General features: G+C 64.0%; 16 protein-coding genes and 6 pseudogenes. 15 read left to right on the top strand and 7 right to left on the bottom strand.

Annotation, left to right across the window (positions count from 1 at the left end; genetic code table 11):
- A partial coding sequence (locus DKT77_RS17705; RefSeq protein WP_238547989.1) for a transposase occupies positions 1 to 268 on the bottom strand: 268 nt, incomplete at its 3' end.
- A gap of 835 nt (positions 269 to 1,103) precedes the next feature.
- On the opposite strand from DKT77_RS17705, the pseudogene DKT77_RS17720 reads away from it, so the two are divergent.
- Together DKT77_RS17720 and DKT77_RS17725 are read left to right on the top strand one after the other, a co-directional pair.
- Positions 1,104 to 1,442 (top strand): annotated as a pseudogene (locus tag DKT77_RS17720) (transposase); the annotation flags it as partial.
- 98 nt (positions 1,443 to 1,540) lie between these two features.
- A pseudogene (locus tag DKT77_RS17725) lies at positions 1,541 to 1,873 on the top strand (integrase core domain-containing protein); the annotation flags it as partial.
- A 74-nt stretch (positions 1,874 to 1,947) separates the two neighbouring features.
- On the opposite strand, the gene DKT77_RS17730 reads toward DKT77_RS17725, so the two are convergent.
- Genes DKT77_RS17730 through DKT77_RS17740 form a run of 3 tightly spaced genes read right to left on the bottom strand, consistent with a single transcriptional unit; the run spans position 1,948 to position 4,834 of the window.
- Positions 1,948 to 2,625: an ABC transporter ATP-binding protein gene (locus DKT77_RS17730; RefSeq protein ID WP_109813009.1), complete on the bottom strand. Its 678-nt coding sequence runs from the start codon at positions 2,623 to 2,625 to the stop codon at positions 1,948 to 1,950.
- On the bottom strand, positions 2,622 to 3,827 hold the full coding sequence (locus DKT77_RS17735) for an ABC transporter permease (protein ID WP_109813010.1): 1,206 nt from the start codon (positions 3,825 to 3,827) through the stop codon (positions 2,622 to 2,624). Before DKT77_RS17735 ends, DKT77_RS17730 begins: the two co-directional genes overlap by 4 nt.
- Positions 3,827 to 4,834: an efflux RND transporter periplasmic adaptor subunit gene (locus DKT77_RS17740; RefSeq protein ID WP_238547990.1), complete on the bottom strand. Its 1,008-nt coding sequence runs from the start codon at positions 4,832 to 4,834 to the stop codon at positions 3,827 to 3,829. Before DKT77_RS17740 ends, DKT77_RS17735 begins: the two co-directional genes overlap by 1 nt.
- A 336-nt stretch (positions 4,835 to 5,170) precedes the next feature.
- On the opposite strand from DKT77_RS17740, the gene DKT77_RS17745 reads away from it, so the two are divergent.
- The 11 genes and pseudogenes from DKT77_RS17745 to DKT77_RS20745 all read left to right on the top strand — a co-directional run bounded on the left by DKT77_RS17745 (position 5,171) and on the right by DKT77_RS20745 (position 17,928).
- Positions 5,171 to 6,130 carry a DnaJ C-terminal domain-containing protein gene (locus tag DKT77_RS17745; RefSeq protein ID WP_109813011.1) on the top strand — a complete coding sequence of 320 codons (960 nt, stop codon included), beginning with the start codon at positions 5,171 to 5,173 and terminating at the stop codon, positions 6,128 to 6,130.
- Positions 6,127 to 6,474: a hypothetical protein gene (locus tag DKT77_RS17750; RefSeq protein WP_109813012.1), complete on the top strand. Its 348-nt coding sequence runs from the start codon at positions 6,127 to 6,129 to the stop codon at positions 6,472 to 6,474. The genes DKT77_RS17745 and DKT77_RS17750 overlap by 4 nt, the downstream gene beginning before the upstream one ends.
- Positions 6,475 to 6,640: 166 nt before the next feature.
- Entirely contained in the window at positions 6,641 to 8,443 is a 1,803-nt protein-coding gene (locus tag DKT77_RS17755) for a PHA/PHB synthase family protein (protein WP_109813013.1), read from the top strand.
- Positions 8,440 to 9,204 carry an enoyl-ACP reductase FabI gene (gene fabI / locus DKT77_RS17760; RefSeq protein WP_109813014.1) on the top strand — a complete coding sequence of 255 codons (765 nt, stop codon included), beginning with the start codon at positions 8,440 to 8,442 and terminating at the stop codon, positions 9,202 to 9,204. Before DKT77_RS17755 ends, fabI begins: the two co-directional genes overlap by 4 nt.
- Positions 9,191 to 10,615 (top strand): bifunctional enoyl-CoA hydratase/phosphate acetyltransferase, encoded by a 1,425-nt coding sequence (locus DKT77_RS17765; protein WP_238547991.1) that lies wholly within the window; start codon positions 9,191 to 9,193, stop codon positions 10,613 to 10,615. The genes fabI and DKT77_RS17765 overlap by 14 nt, the downstream gene beginning before the upstream one ends.
- Positions 10,612 to 11,793 (top strand): acetate/propionate family kinase, encoded by a 1,182-nt coding sequence (locus DKT77_RS17770; RefSeq protein ID WP_109813015.1) that lies wholly within the window; start codon positions 10,612 to 10,614, stop codon positions 11,791 to 11,793. Before DKT77_RS17765 ends, DKT77_RS17770 begins: the two co-directional genes overlap by 4 nt.
- 775 nt (positions 11,794 to 12,568) lie before the next feature.
- Positions 12,569 to 12,682: pseudogene (locus DKT77_RS17780) on the top strand (IS110 family transposase); the annotation flags it as partial.
- Positions 12,683 to 12,725: 43 nt separating this feature from the next.
- Complete coding sequence (locus DKT77_RS17785; protein ID WP_238547992.1) at positions 12,726 to 14,084, top strand: FG-GAP repeat protein; 1,359 nt, start codon at positions 12,726 to 12,728, stop codon at positions 14,082 to 14,084.
- 306 nt (positions 14,085 to 14,390) lie between these two features.
- Positions 14,391 to 15,272 (top strand): annotated as a pseudogene (locus DKT77_RS17790) (tyrosine-type recombinase/integrase).
- A gap of 12 nt (positions 15,273 to 15,284) precedes the next feature.
- Positions 15,285 to 16,505 (top strand): annotated as a pseudogene (locus DKT77_RS17795) (IS91 family transposase).
- 796 nt (positions 16,506 to 17,301) lie between these two features.
- Positions 17,302 to 17,928, top strand: a complete 627-nt coding sequence (locus DKT77_RS20745; RefSeq protein WP_146205037.1) for a VPLPA-CTERM sorting domain-containing protein — start codon at positions 17,302 to 17,304, stop codon at positions 17,926 to 17,928.
- A 277-nt stretch (positions 17,929 to 18,205) separates the two neighbouring features.
- On the opposite strand, the gene mntR is transcribed toward DKT77_RS20745, so the two are convergent.
- Positions 18,206 to 18,640: a manganese-binding transcriptional regulator MntR gene (gene mntR / locus DKT77_RS17800; protein ID WP_109813018.1), complete on the bottom strand. Its 435-nt coding sequence runs from the start codon at positions 18,638 to 18,640 to the stop codon at positions 18,206 to 18,208.
- Between the two features lie 170 nt (positions 18,641 to 18,810).
- Here mntR and DKT77_RS17805 point away from each other — a divergent pair, with 170 nt between their 5' ends.
- Positions 18,811 to 20,097 (top strand): Nramp family divalent metal transporter, encoded by a 1,287-nt coding sequence (locus DKT77_RS17805; protein ID WP_109813019.1) that lies wholly within the window; start codon positions 18,811 to 18,813, stop codon positions 20,095 to 20,097.
- Between the two features lie 369 nt (positions 20,098 to 20,466).
- Here DKT77_RS17805 and DKT77_RS17810 read toward each other — a convergent pair.
- Positions 20,467 to 20,717: pseudogene (locus tag DKT77_RS17810) on the bottom strand (IS91 family transposase); the annotation flags it as partial.
- A gap of 166 nt (positions 20,718 to 20,883) precedes the next feature.
- Between DKT77_RS17810 and DKT77_RS17815 the strand changes: the two are divergent.
- Positions 20,884 to 22,164 carry a tyrosine-type recombinase/integrase gene (locus DKT77_RS17815; protein WP_109813020.1) on the top strand — a complete coding sequence of 427 codons (1,281 nt, stop codon included), beginning with the start codon at positions 20,884 to 20,886 and terminating at the stop codon, positions 22,162 to 22,164.
- Positions 22,165 to 22,338: 174 nt separating this feature from the next.
- On the opposite strand, the gene DKT77_RS17820 is transcribed toward DKT77_RS17815, so the two are convergent.
- Complete coding sequence (locus DKT77_RS17820; protein WP_109813021.1) at positions 22,339 to 24,435, bottom strand: SprT-like domain-containing protein; 2,097 nt, start codon at positions 24,433 to 24,435, stop codon at positions 22,339 to 22,341.
- Positions 24,436 to 24,450: the final 15 nt, after the last annotated feature.

A 24,450-nucleotide genomic window follows, 5' to 3' on the forward strand; every position in this document is an offset into this window, starting at 1 on the left:
GTGGCGCGAAGGGGCGGAATGACGGGCTCGATCCGGCGGTCTTCAGGAACTGCGTACACCCGGCCACGCCATGGATCGTGTCCGCCGCAATTCTGTCAGGGGCAAGCCCGAGCGTGTCTTCGATGGCGTCCGGGCGCTCGGCGAACCGGCCCGTGTCATGCTCTTCACCGGTAACGATCTCCACATCGACCACGATGCCCTCCTGGTCGTCCACCGCCGTGTGCGGCTTGCAGGCCGGGCGCAGCGGGGCCTGCGACGACGTCGCCATGGTCGGCGTCCGGAGCCGTTCGGCAGAGCCTCTCGAGCGTGCCGCACGTGCGGGCCTCACGCTCGGCGTCGCGGGCCGCCTCGACCGCGCCCAGGTGGTGCGAGACCAACGCATCCATGCTGACATCGGCCCGGATCAGGCCGGCATCGATTTGGACGGTCTCGGCCGAAACCCGTCCGGCCGCCCGACACTGCTGCACGACACTGCTGCACGATACGGACATGGACCCGGCGGAACATGGCGTCGCCCCGACGCTGACGGATGCGGGTGAGAAAAGAATGGTCCGGCAGGGCCTCGTGCAACTCGCAGCCGATGAACCCGGGGATCGCGAGATTGACTTGCGCGTCCCGCACAAGCCGCCGGTCATGGACACTCCCGAGCGGAAAGCCCGCCAGCGACGGGCGCACGGCCCCCTTCGGCTTCGATGCCTGGGCGGCCATTGTCGGCACAATGGAGGCCGGCCACGTCGGCGCGAGGCCACCCAAGGCCGAGAACCCGGTCGATCCTCACCGGAACATGGCCCACCGGGATCAAGTCCCGCACCGACCCGGCACTGAAAAGTGCCAGCTGCCCGCGCTTTTCCGCCCCGGCATCGCAGCCCCCATCCACCAAGTATAAAAGTGAACCAGAGGCATGGCGCTTTCTCAAAAGCCCGCGGGGTACTGTTTTCCGGGCGCCCTGCACCCTTCATCGAAAGGTACGTCTGAATGGCATCGTCGCAATAGGTCTGCTGGCGGCCACGCCTGCCTGATGGCACGGCCTCCCAGATCATCTCGGAATCGGACCAGATCGTCAGCGAGCCGCGGTGCTTGCGTGCTACATTGTAGGCTGGCCAGTTCCTGCTCCTGTAGTCGGGGAGGTGGGTCTGCTCATGCTGATCGACAGCAATGGGATCAAGGTCGAGGGTGAAGGCGAGTGGCCCGCCCACCGCCAAGGTGGCCCGAAACGGCGAGTCTGGCGCAAGATCCATCCATGGATGGATGAGGAAACGCTAGAAGTCCGGGCTGTGGAGATCAAAGCGAGCCACATCAGCGAAGCGCTGGTGCTACCTGACCTGCTCAAACAACTCCCGGTGCATGAGCAGGTCGGCAGCGTCACCGCTGACCGTGCCTGCGACACCCGCAAGTGCCAAGATGGCATCGCAGATCGCGGCGCCCACGCTGTCATACCCCCGGGGCTCCGCCCGTTCAGGGCTGATTTGATCCACTGGATCAAATCCAGCCCGCCCTTCACCCCCGCAACCGGAACACCATCATCGCACGACCAATGCGGTTCGACATGATCTGCGAAGCGAACGGGATCGAGCATCGGCTGACCAAACCTAACCATCCGTGGACACATGGTCAGGTCGAGCGGATGAACCGTACGATCAAAGACGCGACCGTCAAGCGATACCACTACGACAGCCACGGGCAGCTTCGCGGCCACCTCAGGGACTTCCTTGACGCACATAACTTCGCAAGCCGTCTCAAGACCCTCGGCGGTCTCACGCCCTACGAGTACATCTGCAAGATCTGGACTTCAAAGCCCAACCGCTTCATCGTTGAGGCGATCTACCAGATGCCAGGACTTTACACTTGGTCACACGGGTCGCACATCAATTAGAGTCTTAGAAGACAGGACACTTTAAGGTCGCCTTGCGTGGCATTGCCCGTTCGTCATCAATAGCGCGCGACCCGTTACCCTGTGATAACTCCATCTTTCACCACGATCTGGCGTCGGCACAGGCTTGCGATCTTTTCATCGTGGGTGGAGATCAGGAATGTCGTGCCCTCATCCCGGTTGATCTCGGCGATCAGATCCATGACCTGCAAGGCCGACTCGCGGTCGAGGTTGCCGGTGGGCTCGTCCGCCAGCACCAGGTCGGGCCGGTTCATCAGCGGCCGGGCCACCGCGACCCGCTGTTTCTGCCCGCCCGACAGGTTGGCCGAGGGGAAATCCACCCGCGTTTCCAGCCCCATCCGCGTCAGCAATTCGCGCCCGCGCGCCCGCGCGGCGGGGGTTTCTCGCCCCGCCCGCACCGCCGTCGGGAAAACCACGTTTTCCAGCGCGGTGAAGTCCGGCAGCAGGTTGTGGAACTGGAACACGAAGCCGATGTGCAGATTGCGGAATGTGGTCAGCGCCGCGTCGTCCGCCGCCACCAGATCAACTCCCAGCATCACATGGCTGCCCGCAGTCGGCTTCATCAGCGTGCCGAGGATCGTGAGCAACGTGCTCTTGCCCGATCCCGAAGGCCCCAGCAGCGCCGCCATCTCACCCACCTTCAGCGTCAGCGATAGGCCGCGCAACACGCGAGTTTCCGCCTCGCCCGTGCCGAAGGTCTTGACCAGATCGGAAACCTCGAGCAGCGCCGTCATTGACCGATCGCCGTCACCGGGTCGACCCGCGCCGCCGCCCTTGCGGGCAGGATCGACGCGAGGATCGCGCCAATCACCGTCAGGGTGATGGCCAGCCCATAAGACCCTTGCGTAATGTCCATCGGAAGGGTGCCCGCTTCGAACGCGTCGCGCGGCGGAAAAGGCAGCAGCGCCATGTATCCCAGGGCCGCGCCCGACACGCCACCCATCAGCCCGATCAGCGCGCCCTGAGTCACGAAGACGAAGATCACGAAGCCGCGCCTTGCCCCCATCGCGCGCATGATCCCGATTTCCGGGCGGCGTCGGTAGGTGGACAGCAGCAGGGCCGAGGCAACCCCGATCACGATGGTGATCAGCGCAAAGGACTTCAGGAAATACCCGGTCTGCGCCTGCGCGTTCAGCGCCTCCATCAGTTGTTCGGCGCCGTCGGTCCGGGGCACGGCATTGAGGCCCGTCAACGCCCGGATGCGCCGGGCCGTGGCATCGGCCACGTTCAGGTCGTCCAGTTTGATCTCGATCCGGGTCACGCCCTGCGGCAAGGCAAAAAGAGTCCGGGCCGTGGACAGGCTGACATAGGTGCTGCTCGCGTCGATCATGCCGTTGCCGGTGGTGTAGATGCCGCTCAGCGTCAAAACAGCCGAAACACCGGTCGAGGATTGCAGCCGCAGCGTCTGCCCCAGTCGCAGCGACAGATCGTCGGCCAGCGTCTCGCCCAGCACGATCAGCCCGGATCCCAGACGGACCGAGCCTTGGGTCATGTAGCCGTCGAGGTCGAGGATGGCGGATTCGCGCCCCGGCTGCAGTCCGGTCACCGACACCTGCGCCACCTGCGCCCCGCGCGTCAGGAACCCCGCGCCGGTGATCTGGGGCGAGACGGCGACCACACCCGGCACGGCCTCGATCAGGGGCAGATAGGTCGCGGCCTCGGCCAGCGTGGCGGTGCGGGCGCGGCCACGTTCGGTGACGGCAAGGACGTGGCCCTCAGGGCTGATCAGGATCGCTGGGTCGCGGTCCTCTGCGGTGATGGTGACGTGGCTGATGTCACCCACCGTGCGCGACAGGATGAATTCGGCCAGCCCCCCGATAAGCGCCGACATGAAGATGAAGATGAACACGCCCACCGCGACGCCGAGGACCAGAAGGGCCGTCTGCGCCTTGCTGGCGGTCAGGTAGCGGGTGGCGATCTTGAGCGCGTAGAGCATCAGGGGGCCCCCACGCGCACCGCTTGTCCGTCGCTGATGCCGGTCGCGTCAAGGATCAGCACGTCGCCCGGGGCTAGCCCGTCGATCACGATCAACCGCGCGGCGGGCCAGTCGATCACCGAGACCGGGCGGCGCTGTGCGGTGCCATCCCTGACGATGAAGACCGCATCGCCGCTCTCGCCGGAGTGGATCGCCGCGCGCGGCGCGGTGATTGCCGCCTCGACGCTGTCGACGATGATGTTGACGGTGACAGTCAGGCCGACCGGGGCGATCACCGGTGCGTGAAAACCAAGCTCTACCGCCAGACCTCCGGTCGCCGCATCCACACGCCGGGAAACGCTTGTGACACGGCCATCGAGAAGGGTTGGCTCGCCCATGAGTTGCAGCACCGCGGGCAGGCCCGTGCGGATCCGGGTGGCGTAGGCCTCGTCCACATCCGTCTCGACAACCACGTGGTCGAGGTCGGCGATCGTCATCAGCAGGGTGGTGGGAGCGATGCTTTGACCCGGCTCGACTTCCAGCGACAGAACTGTGCCGGTCATGGGCGCGCGGAGGGTGAAGTTTCCAAGCTGCACCCGCGCCTGATCCACAAGGGCTGTGGTTCGCGCCACCTCTTGCCCGGCCGATTGAACGGCGCGTTCTGCGGCCTCCAGTGCCGTCCTCGCGACATTTGGCCCAAGGGTCTGCGTCCGTGCAAATGTGTCCGTTGCCTGCGCCTGGGCGACAAGGGCGGCATCAAGGCCTGCCACGGCCTGCGGCAGCATGGCCTGTTGAGCGGCTGAGTCGATCCGCGCCAGGACTTCGTCCCGTTCCACGCTGTCACCCTCGGTCACCGAAACATCGGCCAGTGTGCCACCGACCAGCGCACGCACGTCGATCGAATGAAGGGCGGCGATCCTGCCGTTGACGGCCAGAACCCGTGTTGCCGGGGCAAGGACGGCGGTTTCGACCGCAACGGCAAGCGGCCCAGATACCCAAGGCTGGAAATACAGACCCAAACCCGCCACCCCGGCAAGGACACCGCGCAGTGCCCAGATCCTGGCGCGCCGCGATGGCCGAGGGACGGATGCTGCAGGTTGCGGACGCACTGCAGGCAATCGAGCCCCACCAGCCTCGGTGGACTCGACGGCTACCTTGGCCGAAAGGTCTGAGCCCTTCTGCTGTTCCGGCGTTTCCATCTGCCTCTCCAATCCCGCGAACAGCCCGGACGGGACGGCAGACGGTCGATCGCATCCCGATACCAGTCGGTTTTTCGTCACGCGCTGATCTGCATCAGGGTCCGCAACTGCATCCCCATGCGATGCAATAGGCTGCTGGTCCTGCCGGAAAGGGGAGGCTGACGGATGACTGTCGATCCCTATGACGTACTTGGCCTGACCAGATCCGCCACCCAGGATGACATCAAGAAGGCATACCGCAAGCTGGTGCGCACCAGCCATCCCGACTTGCACCCCGATGACGCGGGGGCCGAGGCGCGGTTCAAGACCATCGCTACCGCCCATGACCTGCTGAAAGATCCCGACACCCGTGCCCGCTTTGACGCGGGCGAGATAGACGCATCGGGCGCGGAACGGCCGCAGCGACAATATTACCGTGATTTTGCCGAAGCCGGGGACCACCCCTACCGGCAACGGCGCGGGTTCGAGGCACATGGAGATCCAGCCGACTTGTTCGCGGAAATCCTGCGCCAGAGAACGCGCCAGGGCGGTGCGGATTTCAGCGGTACGGATGTCGGCGGCCGCGCGTCTTCAGTACCCGGCCCGGACCTTCGCTACGCGCTCGAGGTGCCGTTCCTCGACGCCGTGCGCGGGGGCGAGATGCGCCTCACCCTGCCGGATGGGTCCGGCATCGCAGTCCGCATTCCGAAAGGCGCGCATGACGGCCAGACCCTGCGGCTGCGCGGCAAGGGCGGGACCGGCTACGGGGATGGCCCGCCGGGCGACGCGCTGATCACCCTTTCGATAGGCCAGCATCCCGTGTTCGACCGCGAGGGTGACGATATCCGCGTCATCCTGCCCATAACCATCGACGAAGCCGTTCTGGGGGCAAAGGTCACCGCTCCGACCATCACGGGACCGGTCAGCCTGAAGATCCCCGAATGCGCAAGTTCGGGCCGCGTCCTGCGCCTGCGGGGTCGCGGCGTGTCCCGGGCGGGGGCAGGCATCGCAGGCGATCAACTGGTGGAGTTGAAGATCGTGGCGCCGCGCGTGATCGACGACGCTTTACGCGATTTTCTCGCCGAATGGCGGAAGACGAAAGCCCATGACCCGCGCGCGGACATGTTGAACGAGGCCGCGTCATGACCGACCACCTGACCGAAGACGAGGTTCTAGCCGCCATTCCGGGGCTGTCGCGCACCCGGCTGTTGGTCTTTCTCGAAACCAAGATGGTGATCCAGGTACGGCAGGAGACCGAGGGGCCCTCGGCCCATGTCTTCCGCCAGATTGATTTTGCCCGGCTTCGATTGCTGTGCGATCTCGCAGACGATCTTGATCTGGACAACGACGCGCTCGGTGTCGTCGTCACGCTGATCGACCAGCTTCATACGACCCGCGCGGATCTTCTGGCTATCGCACGGGCCGTGGAGGCCGAACCGCCCGACGTCCGCGCCCGCATTGGATTGACCGTCCTCCGATCTCGGGGCTGACCTTGGTTCGTCGTCCTGCGAGCGGGGTGTTGCAGGGTTCTAGGACTCCGGCAAACCCACGCCGGAACGGGTGCAATGCTGCCTCAGATCAGTGCCACGCGGCAGAGCCGCGTCTATGGCTTGAGGCAACGACGCCCGCTTGGCGCTTTCGAATTGAGGACGTTTCATGCCCAGACAATCCAAATCCAGCACGCTATACCAGGACAAGACGACGGTTTCACCGCGAAGGTCCGAACCTGAAGGTGCCGCGGTGATCGAAAAGAGGCCGCACCCGGAACGGGCGTTCGAGGCGCTGGATCGCATGGCCCATGCGAACGTGGCAAAGGCAACCTCCGGTCTTTCTCCGTCGGTTCTTGCCGAGGCCTGGATGGACTGGGCGACGCATCTGGCCGTATCGCCAGGAAAGCAGATGCGCCTTGCGGAGCAAGCTTTGCAGAACAACGGGACATTTTGGGCCGAGAGCCTTGGCGTCAGCAAACCGGACGCAACAAACGATCGCCGTTTCTCTGGCGAGGCATGGCAGAAATATCCTTTCAACGTCTGGTCGCAGGCGCATCAGCAGTCCTGGCAGTGGTGGCAGAATGCCGTGACCGACGTTCACGGGGTGACGCCGGCGCATGAAGACCTTCTGGCTTTCACCACCGGCCTGATCGTCGACGCGACCGCGCCATCCAACTTCGCCGTGACCAATCCCGATGTAATCTCGGCCACGCTGACCGAGCAGGGCCAAAACCTGGTGCGCGGCGCCAGACAGTTGGCCGAGGACATGGCACGCAGGACTACAGCGGAGCAGCCGACCGGCCCGCAACTGTTCGAAACCGGTAGCAATCTGGCGACCACACCGGGCAAGGTCGTGTTCCGCAACGACCTGATCGAGTTGATCCAGTACACGCCGACAACGGAAAACGTACGGCCTGAGCCGATCCTCATCGTGCCTGCCTGGATCATGAAATACTACATCCTCGACCTGTCAGAGCATAATTCCATGGTGCGGTTTCTCGTGGATCAGGGGTTCACCGTTTTCATGATCTCGTGGAAGAACCCCGGTGCCGAAGACCGTGACCTGAGCATGGAAGACTACCGGGAGCTTGGGGTCATGGCAGCGATCGATGCAGCGCTGGCCATAACGGATACGCCGAAGCTTCACGCGGTGGGCTATTGTCTTGGCGGCACTCTGCTGTCGATCGCAGCGGCTGCGATGGGCCGCGAAGGCGATGCGCGCCTCGCGACGGTCAGTCTTCTGGCGGCACAGGTCGATTTCACCGAGGCCGGGCCGCTACGGCTGTTCATCAACGACAGCGAGGTCACGCTGCTCGAGGACATGATGGCCGAGAAAGGATATCTCTCCTCGGACCAGATGGCCGGGGCCTTTGCCCTGCTGCGGGCGCGCGATCTGATCTGGGCGCCTGCGATCCGCGACTACATGCTGGGACAGCGGGGCAGTGCCTTCGACCTGATGGCCTGGAACGCCGATGCGACGCGGATGCCGGCGCGCATGCATTCGGAATACCTGCGCAAGCTGTTCCTGGACAACGATCTGGCGGAGGGGCGGTATCGTGTCGGCGCGCATGCAGTTGCCATCGCGAACATCGGCGCCCCGATCTTTGCCGTAGGCACCGAGGATGACCACGTCGCCCCTTGGCAGTCGGTCTACAAGCTGCACATGCTGTGCGACACGGACGTGACCTTCGTGCTGACCAGCGGCGGTCACAATGCGGGCATCGTGTCGGAACCCGGTCACGCAAATCGGCACTTCCGCATCGCGGAAACGACCGCTGTGGCGCGTTATCACGAACCCTATCAATGGCTGGCCGAAAACGAGGCGGCCGAAGGCTCCTGGTGGACCGCTTTCGCGGGCTGGCTTGAAAAGCACTCTGCCGAGCCCGCGTCACCGCCCCGGATGGGTACGCCTTCAGGGGCCAACAAGGCGATCTGCGACGCCCCCGGCACCTATGTGATGCAGCGATGACACCGCTTGCGGGCAAGATTGCGCTGGTCGTGGGCGTCGCGAACACCCATTCCATCGCCGCCGGATGTGCCATGGCCTTTGCCGAGGCCGGGGCAGACGTCACCCTGACCTACGCCAACGACACCGCCAAACCTCACGTTCAGTCAGTCGCCGAGGCGGTGGGTGCCGCCTTGCTGCTGCCCCTCGACGTCGAGGTCGACGGGCAGATGGAGGCAGCCTTTGCCGCGGTCGCGGAACGCTGGGGGCGGATCGACATCCTCGTGCACTCCATCGCCTTCTGCTCCGCCGACGACCTGCATGGACGAGTCACGGATTGCTCGCGCGCGGGGTTCGCGCAGGCGATGGACGTGTCCGTCCATTCGTTGATCCGCGTGGCGCGGCTGGCCGAACCGCTGATGACGCGAGGCGGTGCGATCCTGACCATGACCTACTATGGCGGTGAAAAGGTCGTTGATCACTACAACATCATGGGGCCGGTGAAGGCCGCGCTGGAGGGTACGATGCGTGCGCTCGCCGTCGAACTGGGGCCGAAGGGGATCCGTGTCAACGCACTCTCTCCGGGGCCGCTGAAGACCCGCGCGGGATCGGGCATCGCCCATTTCGACGAGTTGATCGACGCGGCAAGGCTGCGCGCGCCGGACCAGAACCTGCTGACAATCGAAGACGTCGGATACATTGCGACGATGCTGGCCTCCGACGGCGCGCGTGGCGTCTCGGGCGTCATTGCCTATGTCGACGGTGGCCTGCATGTCCGCGCCTGACCGAACACCCGCCGCCCCGATGCAGTTCATCGCAAACCGGACCTATGACGAGATCGCGGTCGGCGATCACGCCGAACTGACACGGACCCTGAAGCCGCAGGATATCGACCTGTTCGCGGTGATGTCCGGCGACGTGAACCCGGCCCATGTGGACGCGGATTACGCCAAGGACGACATGTTCCACGGCGTGATCGCGCACGGCATGTGGGGTGGCGCGCTGATATCGGCGGTGCTGGGCACCGAATTGCCGGGACCCGGCACGATTTTCCTGAACCAGAACCTGTCCTTCAAGGCGCCGGTGGGATTGGGAGATACGGTCGTCGTGCGGGTCGAGGTAACGGCCAAGCAGGAAAAAGGTCGCCTGACGCTGGCCTGCACCTGCATCAACCAGAACGGCGAAACCGTGATCGACGGCGAGGCGCGGGTCATCGCCCCGCGCGACAAGGTGCGCCGCCCCCGGGTCATTCTGCCCGATGTGCATCTGCATGTGCGCGGCGCGCAATACGGCAGGCTGATTGCGGCGACCCAAACGCTCGCCCCGGTGCCGACCGCCGTCGTTCACCCCTGCGATCCGCTGTCCCTGACTGGAGCGCTGGACGCCGCGCGGAGAGGCATGATCCTGCCGGTTCTGGTCGGACCCAGGCACAGGATCGAGGCTGCGGCGCAGGACGCCGGACACAGCTTGGAGGGCCTCGAGATCATCGACACACTCCACAGTCACGCCGCCGCCGCAACGGCAGTGGCTCTCGTGCGGGCCGACAAGGTCGCCGCCCTCATGAAGGGGTCGCTGCATACAGACGAGCTCATGGAGGCCGTGGTGGATGCGGCCCTGGGCCTCCGGACAGAGCGGCGAATGAGCCACGTCTATGTCCTCGACGTGCCGACCTACCCCAAGCCTCTGCTGATCACCGACGCGGCAATCAACATCCATCCCGACCTCGCGACCAAGCGTGACATCGTCCAGAACGCGATCGAACTCGCGCTGACGCTCGGGATCGAGCTGCCGAAGGTCGCGATCCTGTCCGCCGTCGAGACCGTGAACCCACGAATGCCCTCGACTCTGGACGCCGCCAGCCTGTGCAAGATGGCGGACCGCGGCCAGATCACCGGCGGGCTGCTCGACGGGCCGCTCGCATTCGACAATGCCATCTCGGCAGCCGCAGCAACGGCGAAGGGCATCGCGTCGGATGTGGCAGGCGTCGCCGATATCCTGGTGGCGCCCGACCTCGAGTCAGCGAACATGATGGCCAAGCAGCTGATCTATCTGGCCGGTGCCGATGCGGCCGGCATCGTGCTGGGCGCGCGCGTGCCGATCATCCTGACCAGTCGTGCCGACAGCGCGATGTCGCGACTTGCCTCCTGCACGCTGGCGCAGATCTTCCTCGCTGGTCGAACGGCGCCTCCGTCATGACGGAGGCGATCCTCGTGCTGAACGTCGGGTCGTCCAGCGTGAAGTTCGCGGTCTATGCGGCCTCGGATCCACCGTCGCTGATTTTACGCGGCAAACTCGCGGGTATCGGCACCGATCCGGTCTTCTCGGCGCAGGATGCTGCGGGCCAGATATCCCCGCCGGACATCTTCCCACAATTCGATCATGCGGCGGGACTTGGTGACATCATTCCTGACTTGCTGAGATGGATCGAGGCGCATCGCGGCGACCTAACGATCCGTGCCGCCGGGCACAGTGTGGTGCATGGGGGTCGCCATCATATGGGGCCCGCGCTAGTGACCGATGCGCTGCTGGCAGAGCTCGAGGCGCTGGTGCCACTCGCGCCATTGCATCAGCCACATAACCTTGCGGCAATCCGATGCCTCGCCGCGTCGGCCCCCGACCTGGCGCAGGTCGCCTGCTTCGACACCAGCTTTCACCGGACGCAAGACCGGCTCGCGCAGCTCTTTGCAATACCAAGGGCGCTGTCCGACGAAGGTATCCTGCGCTACGGCTTCCACGGGCTGTCCTACGACTTCATCGCCGGCACACTTGCCGGTCATGTCGGCGCAAATGCCGATGAACGCGTCATCGTCGCGCATCTGGGCAATGGCGCAAGCATGTGCGCCATGAGAGATCGGCGCAGCGTCGCGACCAGCATGGGGTTCACGGCACTGGACGGGTTGATGATGGGCCGACGCTGCGGCGCGCTGGACCCCGGTGTCGTGCTCTACCTGATGCAGGAAAAGGGCCTGACCGCAGGGGACATCACATCGCTGCTTTACGAGCAATCCGGCCTTCTGGGTGTCTCCTGCATCAGCAGCGACATGGCAACCTTGCAGGCAAGCGACGCGCCCGAAGCGCAACTGGCTGTCGATCTGTTCTGCTATCGGGCCGCTGCTGAACTGGCAGCGCTTGCCGCGTCGATCGGCGGGCTCGACATCCTCGTCTTCACGGCAGGGATCGGAGAGAATTCCGCCATCGTGCGCACGCATATTTGCGAACGGCTCCGCTGGATGGGGATCACACTCGACCCCGCCGCGAACGAAGATCACGCGACCTGCGTCGGCATGTCCGGCTCGGAGGTCGAGGTGCTGGTCATTCCGACCGACGAGGAAATCGTGATCGCGCGGTCGACCCTGATGATGGCTGCGGCCTGAACGGCGATTTCACCTGAGGCGGAGTAGGCCGTTGCGGATCGATACCGCAAATCGCTCGAAAGCGGCAGTTCCTATCCGGCGCTTGCCTACCCCCATCGCTCCAACTGACATGGCCAGACACTAACGCTTCGCCGAGAATTTCGCCAGCTGGAGCACGAGCGGCAAAGGAGCCGCTAGGAAACGGCGCAAGCTTCTCGGTCGGCTCCGCATGTCTCGGATCGTGCCCCGCGCCTCGGCGACAGGCATAAGGTAGCCCGCGTCCACGGCCGCGATCACGGTATGGCCCCTGGCGTTGTGCAGGCTCGCGCCGGTGACCCAGCCCTCGCAGATCAGGAGAGGGCCGCCAGGCTCCGCGAGCGGTCCCGGCTCGCGCCCACCACCGCAAAATGGCCCTTCTTCGCCCCGCCGGCGAGGAAGCGCTTGGCCCCGTCCGGGGCGATGGTCTCGAGACAGTGGATCCGGCCGCCGATGTCCTTCCGCGGTACGACGAGGCCGCGGCCCGCGTCCATGCGCAGGGCGGGCGGCTCAGCCTGCTTGGCAGCGAGATAGGGATGATCGTCCGGGGCGGGACGCGCCCTTGTCCATGTCCGGGTGGCCTGATCGGCCGCTTCGTCCGACTGATTTGGCGCGGGCGCGGCATCGTGATCGGGGTTGCTCTCGGGCGGTGCCGTGGCCGATACCGTTGGCGGCTCGCCCGGCGTTGATGATGTGACCGCCGCCCGACGGCATCAATGTGCCAAGGTGGGTCTGCGATGATCCACAAAGGAGGACGGTCATGTCGGAGATTATCACGGTCGGGCTCGACCTTGCGAAGAATGTGTTTCAGGTGCATGGAGCTGACGGCGCGGGGCGAGCAGTTTTGCGCAAGAAGCTTCGCCGATCCAGTCTGCGATGTTAACCTTACGTCATGCGATTTCGATTCGGGGGTGTTCATGCGCGTCGCGGTGGCATCGTGCTTGCTTTTCTTTGCCTACGCCGCCGACGCGGCAACGCTGCCGGTGGTGCCTGGGCCGGTCACGCCCGGTCCAACCTTCCAGGCATTCACGCTGCGCCACACGCTCGATAACCCGCTCGCCTCCGCCAGTAACGGCTTCGGATCGGAGGTCGCGACCGACGGCACCCGCGTGCTGGTCGGCGCTCCGCGCGCGTCGAACAACACGCTACAGCAGGGCTCCGCGGCGCTGTTCGACGCTGCGACGGGCGCGCTGCTCCAAAGCTTCGCCAGTCCGCTGGCGCCGACCAGCGGGCGGTTCGGATCCTCCGTCGCCATCGGCGGCGGGCGTCTGGTGATCGGGGCCGAGGTCTCGTCGCGGGCGTTCGTCTACGACGCGCAGAGTTTTCAGCTTTCACAGACGCTCCAGTCCCCGCTAACACAGTCGTCTGAGCAGTTCGGAGCAGGCGTCGCTGCGGGCGACGGCGAGGTCTTCGTCGGCGCGCCCCGGCGTGACGTTGGTTCGACGCCCGACGCGGGGCAGACGTACCGCTTCCTCCCCCCGATCCCCCAGCCGATCCGGATTTTCGACAATCCCAGCCCGCGACAGTTCGGCGGACTCGGGGCCGATCTCGCCTACGACGACGGCCTGCTGCTCGCGAGCGAAGCGGGCTCCCTCGGCGGGTTCGTTCAGGGATCGGCGTTTCTCTTCGACGTCTCGACGGGGGGCGTCTCCCAGGTCCTGGCGGACCCCGCACCGGGGGCACCGAGCCTGATGAACGAGAACCGCTTCGGCGACTCGGTCGCGCTCGCGGGAAACTTCGCCGTGGTCGGCGACCCGGGCGACGATCAGAACGGGCTGAATGCGGGTTCGGTCGTAGTCTTTAACAAGTCGACCGGCGCGGTGGTGCGGAGCTTCCAGAGCCCAGATCTGCAGGTCGGCGACCAGTTCGGCGAGGCGGTGGCCACCGACGGGACGATCCTCGCAGTCGGCGAGCCGGGTCATCAGGGCGCGCTCGGTCAGGTGCATATCTTCGACATCCTGACCGGCGCGCTGTTGCAGACGATCGCAAACCCGGATCCACTCGCGGGCTCAAACCCTTTGGTATCAAGGAGCGGCTCGTTCGGGGCCGCTCTCGCATTCGCTGGGGATACGCTGGTCGTCGGGGCCTCGGGGCTGAAGACCGCTATCCCGTCGGGACCGAGCTCGGTCATCATTCCGCAAAACGGTGGCCGCGCGTTCATCTACTCGCGCGCCGCGCCGGTCACACCGCCACCGCCGGTTCCGCTGCCTGCGCCCGTAGCGCTGCTCGGCGCCGCGCTGATGGGGGTCCTCGGGGCCGCACGGAAACGACACTGATCGCGCTCCGCCTCGGGGAACTCAGCCCACACGCGCTGGTGCCATTTTCGTATGCCGCGCGCTCAGGACGGTACTGGGCTTCACTCGGTCGGCAATCCTGCACGGCCAAGACTACGCGTCGTGGCATTACACGACTGTGCTGGCGAACAGTCGCATAAGCGGTAGCTTCCGACCCAAGGACGAAGCCGCTCGCGCGGCAGGGGCGCTGGTGGGAATTGGCGCGCGCTGATCTGACTCGTGTGCATTTGGGAATGGGCGCACCTGCCTGACGATTGAGGCCTCTCAATCGACAGACAGGAGGTTCCCATGGCCGAAGAGAGGATTTCGCCGCTGCGGGCGCGGATGATCGAGGACATGCGCATCCGTGGCATGGGCGAAAAAGCCCAGAAGGCGCATATTCGGGCGATCAAGGATTTCGCTGCATTCCTTGGGCGTTCGCCGGACACGGCCTCGCCGGAGGACCTGCGCGCCTACCAGTTGCACATGACAGACACCGGGGTCACGCCATCGACTTTCAATGCGCGCATCGTGGCGCTTAGGTTTTTCTTCGGCATGACTTGCGGGCGCGAGGACATGAAGCGCTACATGCAGTTCCGCACGCAGCCGCCGAAGCTGCCAGTGGTGTTCAGCGTCGAGGAGGTGTCCGACATCCTGATGGCGGCGACCGGGCCAGGCCTGAAGTATCGCGCCGCGCTCAGCATCTCATACGGGGCGGGGCTCAGGGCTGCCGAGGTTTGCAATCTCGAGATCGGCGACAGCGCCAGCATGCTGATCCATGTCGAGCAGGGCAAGGGGCGGAAGGACCGCAAGGTCATGCTGTCCCCCAGCCTGCTGAACCTGCTGCATGACTGGTGGCTGGAAGCGCGCCCGTAGGGCTGGCTGTTTCCGGGCAAACCCAAGATCAACCCGATCTCGCCGCGGCAGTTGAACCGTGCATTCACTTCGGCCAAGCACATGGCCGGGATCAGCAAGCCGCCGACATTGCACGCGCTGAGGCACAGCTTTGCGACCCATCTGCTGGGGGCCAACACGGATGTGCGGGTTATCCAAGTCCTGCTTGGACATGCAAAGCTCACGACGACAGCACAATATACGCATGTCGCCACCAAGAAGATCCGTAGCACCGTCAGCCCCTACGAGATGCTGGCGAAGTTGCAGGACCAGACCGTGAAGCGAAGTCTGGAGTGAGCGGCCACGGCTTTGCCCCGGCCGAAGCTGGAGATCGCTGACATCTTCCGCGCCCATGGTCCTGCGTGGCGGCGGGCCAATGCGGGGCGGGTCGGCCTCTCGCAGCTCAAGGTGATGTCGGCGATCGAGGCCTGCCCGACCAAGGCGCTCGGCGGGCATGTGGCGGGCTGTGCCAAGTGCGGCCACCATCACATCAGCTACAATTCCTGCAAGAACCGGCACTGCCCGTCGCGCTGAAAGCGCGCCTCCGGCGCGACGTGCCAAGGCCCGGCGGTGCGGGACTGAATGGCGGCACGCGCCGAGGATCTGCTGCCCGTGGAGTATTTCCACGTCGTCTTCACCCTCCCGGCGCAGATCGCCCGGATCGCCTATTGGAACAAGACGGCGGTCTACGGCCTGCTGTTCAAGGCGTCTGCGGAAACGGTGATGACCATCGCAGCCGATCCGAAGCGCCTCGGTGCCCGGATTGGCATGACCAGCGTCCTGCACACCTGGGGATCGGCCCTGACGCATCGCCCTCACGTCCACATGATCGTGCCGGGCGGAGGCCTGTCACCGGACGGCACCCGGTGGGTTGCCTGCAAGCCCGGGTTCTTTCTGCATGTCCGCGTGCTGTCCCGCCTGTTCCGGCGGCTGTTTCCGGACGGGCTGATGGATCTGCATCGCGCCGGGCAACTTGCCTTCTTCGGCGATCTCGAACGGCTGGCGCAAACGGATGCTTTCGCCGTCTGGCTCGCGCCGTTCCGCAAGAGCGAGTGGGTGGTCTACGCTAAGCCACCCTTCGGCGGCCCGGAGGCCGTGCTCGCCTATTTGAGCCGCTACACCCACCGGGTGGCGATCTCGAACAATCGCCTGATCAGCGCCGACGCCAGATCGGTGGCGTTCCGCTGGAAGGATTACCGCATCAAGCACGGAAACCGGCAGAAGGTGATGCGCCTCGGCACAGACGAGTTCATCCGCCGGTTCGTGATCCACGTCCTCCCGGACGGTTTCCACCGCATCCGGCACTATCGCTTCCTCGCCTCTGCACAGCGCAAGGCCAGCATCGCCAGGATCCGAGACCTGCTCGGCGAGGCACCGCCGGAACCGGAGCCGCAAGTCGGTGCAGAGAGCGTCCCGCTCACCCTGCGCGAACCGTGCCCCTGCTGCGACGGCCCGATGCGCATCCTCGAAATCTTCCGCCGGGGACAAAGGCCGATGTCCCGCGCGCCACCGGGGGAACAGGCAGCATGACGAGATGCCCGTCATTCCGAAACCATCGTCCACGGATGTCCGCATGCAACCGCCGGCAGTGCTGTGCGCCCGGCGCATCGGAGCACAAAATCACCACTCCGGAGCGACCGCCATCACTGGAACATCCGGCAGGTCCATGCATCCCGGAACACGCGGAAAAGGGCCAAAAGCCCCTCCGGCACGGCGCCGGACGAACCCGCAGAACCGTCGGCCAGCACGCTTTCCCCATAGACACCGCCTGGCCCCACGCGGCTTCCTCCTTGGGAGGATTTCCAACGCGGGCCGACCACGCACCAGGCTCCGCCATCACACCGCGGCCCGCATCGGAAATCCTTCACCAAACGTTTGGTCTGGCCCTTGTGTGAGGCCGCTTCGGGTCGATCTCGACGACTAGCCTGGTAGGCTGAGGCGCCAGCGGCGCCGCATCGCCGCAGGCGGCTTCGAGCCCATATTATTCTCGTTCTGCGGCGAAGCTATAGTTTGCTATTGACATAACACTTTGAGGGGCTGCTTCTCATTTTGTGAAATTTGATGTTTTAGGCTCCGTTGCAACCAAGCCGTATTCTTGTCCCTTCTTGTACCGAGACAGTGGCAGTAGTGCCTTGTGGCTGTGGTGCCGTACGGATATGGTTATTTTTCAGCAACGCGCAGCACGTGCAGGCTTTCAACGGGGTTGAACCAGGTCGCTACCTCCTTGCTAGAGGAAGCGCGCAAGACGCATCTTGCTCCGTTGACAGCGCGACAATATTGATACTAACGTTAAGTTAATGGCGGTGGTTTAGTTAATGGTGGTGGTATGAGAATTGATCCAAGAATGCTATCTGCGGCACTTGTTGCAATGGCTTTTTGTAGCCAGGGTTCAGCGAGCACTATGGATGGGTCCAGCGCCTCAAATGCCGCCACGTCAGGGCTTCAGATAACAACGCTGAATCCGGCGGCTTCTTTTGGCTTTTATTGGATTGATCCAGATGGACCGGGCGGCAACGATCCGTTTGAGACACTTATAGATCCTACGACTGCAGGCGGGGGTTGGACACTTGGCATAAGCTGTTTCGGCTGCGGGTCGGGTATTCCGTCGGAATTGTCGCTTGAAGCAAATGTGAGTTCGGCGTCTTGGGAGTCTTTTGACCTTTCGGCACTGGTCACAGATCGTGAGGCTGACTACCGTGTCAGAACATTTAACCCGTTCTTTTCAGAAAAGTTCTTCGACAACCAGACATTTTCCGACCCAACGGCAAGCATCTATAGTGCTTTCGGTGAGGTGACACTTGGCAATGCGGACACCTGGGAAATCTGGGTTCGCGAAACCGTAACACCCGATTACAGCGCTGCAGTAGTTCCTCTACCTGCGGCCCTTCCTTTGTTCCTGGGGGCTCTTGGCTTAATTGGGTTGATAGAGCGTCGCCAACGAAAGAGTGCCTGAATAGATCAGGTCATACTTTTTGGGTCCATGGTGAGTACGGCCTGCTATTTATAAGGCAGGAGCTTACCCTAAATTGCCGTCCATGTACGGTTTGTCCGCTCTACCGACCTTCACCCACCGAAAATGCTGCACGATGGGCGAATGGCCGGTCTGCTGAAGCTGCATTGCAGCATCGAACTCGTCAGTGAGCGGCTTCGTCCTTGGGAAATTAATAGATGTTGCATAGACGAAGCCTTGACGTGAAGTGGCTTAAAGCGTCAGCTAGGGTTCGGCAAAGTCATGGCTGGTCTTCGCCATTCAAGACCGCTTCGAAGGAAGACAGCGTCACTTGGGAGACGTGATGTTCGATGCCTTCCGCGTCGAGTTCAGCGATGTCTTCGGGCACTCCCATCTTGATCAAGAACGCGACCAAGGTGCGATGCCGGTCGCGGACGCGGTCTGCAAGGCGCGCTCCTTCCTCTGTCAGAAAGACCCCGCGATAGGGGCGTGACGTGGCAAGCCCCTCGCGCTTGAGTCGGGCAATAGACTTGGTCGCCGTGGGCTGCGAGACATTCATCCGTTCGGCGATATCGGCGACCCGCGCCTCGCCCAACTGAGTCGTCAGGTCGCCGATCATCTCGACGTAATCTTCGAGCAGAGCCGCCGCTTGCGCCTCGCGGGCGCGGTCAAAGCGGTTTGAGGGCTTTTCCTTGTCGAGGAACGTGTCGGGCATGGGCGCGGGTCCTTCGTCGCAGGGGTTCACGTAGTGAGCATCGCACAAAATTATGCCAGAAGACGCGGGGCGACAAGGTATGGCGATATCTCTTTGCCTCTTGCGGAATGTATAGCAATGGCTATTTGCGGCAACAGTATTCGTAAAGCACCCATGCAGCCAAGGCCCCCATGCAGACCCTTTCTGAGCGCACCCGATCCGGAATTTCCGCCGTCCTGAGCGGTGATGCGCGCGGCTGGCGTAGTCGCCTGCTGTTTGCCGGACCCGCGATCATCGCCTCTGTGGCCTATATGGACCCAGGCAACTATGCGACGAATATCCAGGCTGGGGCGGGCTATGGCTATCGACTGCTTTGGGTAGTTCTGCTGGCCAACTTGATCGCCATGTTGTTTCAGGCGCTTTCAGCGCGGCTGGGTATCGTGACGGGCCGCAACCTTGCCGAGGTGTCGCGTGATCATTTTCCGCTTCCTCTGGTCTGGGTAATGTGGGCGATTTCCGAAGTCGCCGCCATGGCCACCGATCTGGCCGAGTTCCTTGGCGGCGCTATCGGCCTGTCGCTATTGTTCGGCCTGCCGCTGGTGGTCGGCATGGCAATCACCGCCGTCGTGACCTACGGCATACTGATCGTCGAGGGTCGTGGCTTTCGCCCGATGGAGCTGATAATCGGCGCGATGGTCGGCGTGATCGGGTTGTGCTACCTCGCTGAGGTCCTTATCGCTCCTGTCGACTGGACCGCTGCGGGCATTGGCATCATGACGCGCGCGCTGCCCGACAGCGCGGCATTGACCATCACTGTCGGCATCATCGGGGCCACCGTTATGCCGCACGCCATCTATCTGCACTCTGGGCTAACGCAGTCGCGCGCGGTGGCGCGGGACAACGCCGACCGTCGCAAACTGCTGCGCTTTTCCAATACCGAAGTCGTGCTGGCCCTTGCCGTAGCAGGCATGGTCAACATGGCAATGGTGATGATGGCCGCCAGTGCCTTTCATCAAGGCCATTCCGATGTCGCCGAGATCGAGACCGCCTACCACACCCTGACGCCCCTGCTGGGCGCGGCGGCGGCGGGGATATTCCTGACATCGCTGATCGCCTCCGGTGTCTCAAGCTCAGTGGTTGGCACGATGGCCGGGCAGATGATCATGCAAGGCTTCCTGCACTTCCACGTGCCGATCTGGCTGCGCCGTCTCGTGACCATGGTACCGGCCTTCGCCGTGATCGCCGCTGGCGTAAACGCCACCGACGCTTTGGTGATGTCGCAGGTCGTGCTATCCATCGCGCTGCCAGTACCAATGCTGGCGTTGCTGCATTTCTCATCCAGGCAGGACGTAATGGGTGAATTCAGGATCGGGCCGATCTTGCGCGTGCTGGCGGTGCTGGGCGCCTGCACGGTGCTGGGTCTGAATTTCGTGCTGTTGGCAGATTTCTTCGATGTGCCGATACCGTTTCTTAGGTGACATTCGGCGGTAGCGCAGTGAACGTCGGCTTCCCTGAAGGTTTTTCGATGCGGGCCGCGGCGCAACGTGGGCGGCCGGGAGGTGGCGGCTCGCGTTGACAAACCTCGGAGGGAGGAAGCCGCAGGGGTCTTGGATCAGGCTATGGGGAAAGTGCGCGGACGGGCGGAGCAACGGCAGCAGGCGGGGTGCTGCCGATGGCGAGCCAGGTGCCTGATATGGTCGCAAACCCGGCCGGTGATCTCGACAAGGCTGCGCGTTTCGGGTTTTTTGCCGCCTTGTGCCGCGCAGGAATTGAATGGGCGCACTGTGTTCGATCCGGGTCTGCGGATTGCGGCCGGTGGTGTTCCGAGATGGATGACGGGCGATATGTCATGCGGCCTGATCTCTCGGTTGCGCGCGTGACATCGGTTTTTGCCCGCGCCGGAAGATTTCGATGATGCGCATGGGGCCGCCGCAGCAGGGGCATGGTTCGCGCAGGGTGAATGGGATGATCTCGGCGTCGGATCCTGACACGGTGGCCTGTTCCGGGCGCTGGACACACGCAAGGTGCGGATCTTGGTAATGTTGGCCTTGCGGGCCGAGCTGGCCAGCAGGCCGTAGTGTCGGATGCGGTGAAAGCCGACCTTGGGCACCAAGGGGTTCCAGTTTGTTCCATGAGGAACCGGCAACAGATTGATCGAAATTCATTTTTTCGGTCATCTTGTGTCATGCCGTTCCATGCCGGTTTAGGCCAGCCCGCCGCCTTTTGTTACCTTTCGATCGTCTGTTACCGAGGATCGATCGAACATGCCGCTCACCGTGAAGGAAATCGAGGCCGCCCGTTTCGGGGTGCAGAAGGAACGACTGGGAGATGGAGCGGGCCTCTTCGTGCGGCTCTACCCGTCAGGGCGGAAGTCTTTCCAGGTGCTGGTCAGCAAGGGCGATGGCGCGCCGGGGCGCGTCTGGGTGGCATTGGGTGATTTTCCGGACATCACCCTGAAAGCCGCTCGCGGGAGGGCTGTCACCGTACGGGGCTGGTCGTCGGAAGGGCTTGGGGCGGCCGCGATCCGGCGCCGCCTGACCGACCATCCCGAAATCGTCTCGCCAAAAAGAACGACCGCCACCAATGAGGTGAACGGGGTGCCCGGGAAACGGGCCGCAACTTTTCGACAGGTTGCCCAGGTCTGGTTCGACCGCAAGCGCCTTGGCCTGAAGAACGGCAAGCACATCGCCCAGAACTGGAGCACAATCGAGACCTATGTCCTGCCGACTCTCGGAGACCGGTGCATCGACGACATCAAGGTGCTCGATGTCGTCGAGGTCTTCCGCCCGATCTGGCACGTGAAGAACGAGACGGCGCGCCGCACGCTTGGGCGGGTTCGGGAAGTCTTCGAGCTTGCCAAGCTGGAGCACGGGTTGCAGTCCAACCCGGCGGATTTCTCGGTCGACGTGGCGTATGGAAAGCTGCGCCGCCGGACAAAGCATTTCGGTGCGCTTGATCCCGAGAGCGTGCCCACGTTCTGGGAGTGGCTGCAGGATGTACATTGCGACGAGGATACACGGCATCTCGTTGGCCTGATGCTGCTCAGCGCCAAGCGCACCGGGGAGGTGCGGTTCGCCGAGTGGCGGTTCTTCTCTCAAGAGGACCTGATTTGGACGACGCCCGCCGAGCTGATGAAGATGGGCCGCGCGCATCGCGCGCCGGTCAGCCGACAGGCGCGGGTTCTGCTGGACAACATGCGCATGCTCAACGGCGAAAAGGAGCATGTCTTCGCCAAGCCCCGCAACAGGAGCGGCGTGATCTGCGAGAACGCCGCGCGGTTGCTCGTGAAGCGCTTCGAAGCGGGCGCGACCGGTCACGGGTTCCGGGCCGCGTTCAAGACATGGGCGCGGGGCCAGCGCCGGTATCTTCCCGACGCGATCGAAATGGCGCTGGCGCATGAACCGGCCAAGCTGGAAGCCGCCTATCAACGTGCTGACCTGCTCGAGGAACGGGTCGCGCTGATGCAGGACTGGGCGGATTTCGTGACGGGCGGAGCGGATCCACGGTCTCTTGGCGACCTGTCTACGACTACTGAATCGCCATAATGTACTTGGGGTCCGCAGAGGCGCTGTTTGCAGGCGTCTTTCCCAAGCCACCCTGATGTCTTGATCTGGGGAGTTCTTTGCAGGGACACGCAGGGTCGCCGGTCGGGCGCCGCGATTACTGCAAGCGACGGCCGCGCCGGAGATCGGCGCGGCCGGGTGCGGGCTCGGCAGCGTTTACGTGCGGGCGGTGCCGAGCGGGTGGGTCTCGGGAGCGGTCGCATCCGCCTCGACGATGCGATCAGCGTAGGTAATGCGGAAGCCGTCAGCGAGAAGTTGGGAGGCGACGCGGTCGAAGGGCCCGTCAGGCACGATGTAGTGGGTCATGCTGAGCCCTGTTTGATTTCCCCCCGGCTTGCCGGTGTGCGATGGCACCAGTCCCACGCGCAGCATCCAGTCGGCCCACTGCCGATTGTGATCGCCGTTCTGCGAGGGCGACCCAAAGTGGTGCTGCTCAAGATGCACCATTTCATGGACAAGCGTCGAGAGAATGTCCTTCTGCGATCGGTTCTCGAAGTGGTGCGGATTCATGGCGATCTCGTCGGCGACGGTTCCGCTGGACGAGGCCCATCGGTTTCCATGAAAGTAGCCCAAGGCCCCCTTGCACCGGGTGAAGGTGATCATGCAGGGCGGCAGACGTCCCTCGAACAGGCTGCGGTTGAACAGGTTGAAGGCCTGCTCCAGTTCGCCATAAGCTTGCCCGGTTGGCGACGCGTTGGCAAACCCCGGCGTTGGCTCCTCGACCGTTGCGAAGCCGACGCGTTCGGCCAAGGCACGTTCGAGGGCCCGGAGCTTGCCCTTCCGGTCACGGCACAGGCGCCAGGAATCGCCACCGTTCTGCGAAAGTCGGCGCAGCACGCTCGGCTCGACGAGGGCCTCCTCGGGACTCTGGCCGACGAGACCAATGGGCAGCTCCTCCAGCTGAAGCCTCGCGGCCAGGTTAATCGCTGCGTCAGCGTCCGGGCCGTTCTCCGGAGCGGCGAAGTAGTCCGTTTTTCCGGAACGGATCGAGTACGAACGGACGATGCGCAGGAGGTGCGCGCATTGGCGCCGCTCGGCAGGATCGATCGCCGCGTCATGCAGGATAACGCCGCTCGGCAGCGGCCGCGGCCTCGTGTTCGGGCCGACCGAGGCGTAGCCGCGTTGTGCCGCCAGCAGCGCGCAGACGGCTTCGAGCAACGCGGCGATGCACCACAGCGGTGCAGCGTCCGTAAACTGCGGATCCGAGGTAAGCGCACGGATCGCTTCTTGATCGTCGCCGAGCAAGGTGAAGAGCGTTTCAAGCATCATCAGCAAGTTGGTCTGCACTGCGCTGACGGGGGTCACCTCTGTGGGCAGGATCGGGTTGATTTCGACGGTGGAGGCCACATCCAGCGCGCCGAGGGCTTCCTCGAGCCGCCGCTCGAAGCCGGGGTCGGTGCAAGAGATCTCGCGCATTCCGTACTTTGGACTGTTGTAGGTGAAGCCGTTCTGGAAGCCGTCCTTCTGCGTCTGCAACCAGCGCCGAAGCTCGTCGCTGCTGCGGTCATGCTTGAGGTCAAGAAGGGCCGCGAAGATGTCCGCGGTGGCCTTGCGGTCCGCCCGCGCCGCGCGAGCTTCGATTCGGATGGCGCGGGAAGCCAGGCCGTCTGCCTTTTCGGAGAGTTCCTGCGCACTCTGCGCCTGCTGCTTGCGGAACTCGCAGACAGGCCCGCACTTATGCCCGAGCTGAACTCCGCAGGAGCCGCCTCGCTGCTCCTCGATCTCTGCCTGGGTGGTTGCGTGGGCACTGAGCGCGGACAGGGCAGCACGAACGTCTGCCGAGGCAGTGCCCATCCTGCGTGCGGCCTCCATCGCCGGCTTTGCGGCCTCCTCCCAGGCGCGATCTTCCAAAATGCCCAAGTTGATAGCATAGACCAGCGACCCAGAAGAAAGGCTCCCGGAAACGCTGCTGAAGAACAGCGCAGGAAGGAGAAGCGTTACCGCGAAGACAAAGTCGCTGAACCGCCTCTGAGCCAACCTACCTCCGAACGCGCCCCAGAGGGCGCCGAGCCCGGCCTGGATCACGGCCGAAAAGATCAGACCGCCCACGATGCGACCGGCGAGGTCGACTTCTGGGGGCAGGATGCCCTCAGGCAGAGCGAAGGCGGCACCGAGACCGGTCGAGAGCCACGAGGTCGCCATCGCGGTCACAAACAGGAAGTTCCGGAAGGTAAAGCGGGGACGGGTCCGGGCCTTCAGCCGTTTGTTGTCGGCGCCCGGATGGTTCCGGTATATCTGGTTATCTATCGACATTGCGAAGCTCTCCTC

The organism is Meridianimarinicoccus roseus (assembly GCF_003172915.1).
GTDB lineage: Bacteria > Pseudomonadota > Alphaproteobacteria > Rhodobacterales > Rhodobacteraceae > Meridianimarinicoccus > Meridianimarinicoccus roseus.